This is a genomic window from Micromonospora sp. C81, assembly GCF_018070425.1.
GTDB lineage: Bacteria > Actinomycetota > Actinomycetes > Mycobacteriales > Micromonosporaceae > Micromonospora > Micromonospora zamorensis.
On the sequence record NZ_JAGPXS010000045.1, the window covers coordinates 1 to 1,151 of the forward strand.

Annotated in this window: 1 protein-coding gene; it reads left to right on the plus strand. The window is 68.3% G+C overall.

Annotation, left to right across the window (positions count from 1 at the left end):
* Positions 1 to 166 precede the first annotated feature (166 nt).
* The gene (locus KBX46_RS32210; protein ID WP_308159764.1) at positions 167 to 1,123 is read left to right on the plus strand and encodes an IS30 family transposase; all 957 of its coding nucleotides are present in this window, start codon (positions 167 to 169) and stop codon (positions 1,121 to 1,123) included.
* Positions 1,124 to 1,151: the final 28 nt, after the last annotated feature.

The window sequence follows — 1,151 nt, forward strand, 5'->3', positions numbered from 1 at the left end:
GGGTGGTTTCTAAGGTTCAGTGCAACTGATCTTGGTTGTGCTGGGGGTGTTGGTGGCCAGGCCGGGTGTGTTGACGTTCGGGCATCGGCAGGTGTTGGAGCATCTGTGGGGTGCGGGTCGGCGCATTAGTGAGATCGCCGGCTTGTTGGGGGTGCCGGTGTGCACGGTGTCTCGGGAGGTGTCCCGGTATCACTCTGCGCGGCATGGGACGAAGAACCCGCTCGGGCGGTCGTTGCCGTCGGGGCGGGCACGGGCCCCGTATCGGTGGGGGTATCAGGCGCAGTGGGCGCAGCGGCGTGCGGATACGGCGCGTCGGCGGTCGAAGGCGTCGAAGTTGGGTCCGGGGACGCGGCTGCGGCAGGTGGTGCGGGGGAAACTGGCGCGTAGGTGGTCTCCGAAGCAGATCGCCACGTGGTTGCGGACCACGTTCGCTGACCGGCCGGAGTTGTGGGTGTCGCACGAAACGATCTACCAGGCGATCTACGTTCAGTCGCGGGGCAGCCTGCGCGAGGAGTTGACCCGACAGGTCGCCCTGCGTTCGGGACGAGCTGATCGGCGCCCACAGTCACGGGCCGCCGCGGGTGGCCGTAGTCGCCGGCCGTGGATCGGGGACCTGCACATCAGTGCCCGTCCCGCCGAGGCCGACGACCGGGCGGTGCCCGGGCACTGGGAAGGTGACCTGGTCATCGGTAAGGCCGGCCGTTCGGCGATCGTCACCCTCGTCGAACGGGCCACCCGCTACGTCATGCTCGGCGCCCTCCCGCAGGGCCGCGACACCGAAGCCGTCATCGCCGTGCTCACCGACCTCGCCCAGCGTCTACCAGCACATCTGCGCCGCTCCCTGACCTGGGACCAAGGCAGCGAGATGGCCGCTCACGCGGCATTCACCGTCGCCACCGGCTGCCCGGTCTACTTCTGCGACCCCCACAGCCCCTGGCAACGCGGCTCCAACGAGAACACCAACGGCCTGCTACGCCAGTACTTCCCCAAAGGCAGCTACGACTTCCGCAGCATCGATCAGGCAGGCCTCGACGAAGTCGCCCACGAGATGAACACCCGCCCCCGCCAGACACTCGGCTGGGCAACCCCAGCCGAGCGCCTGGACCACCTCATCGCCACCTGACGATTGCACTCACCCCTTGACCCCAAGC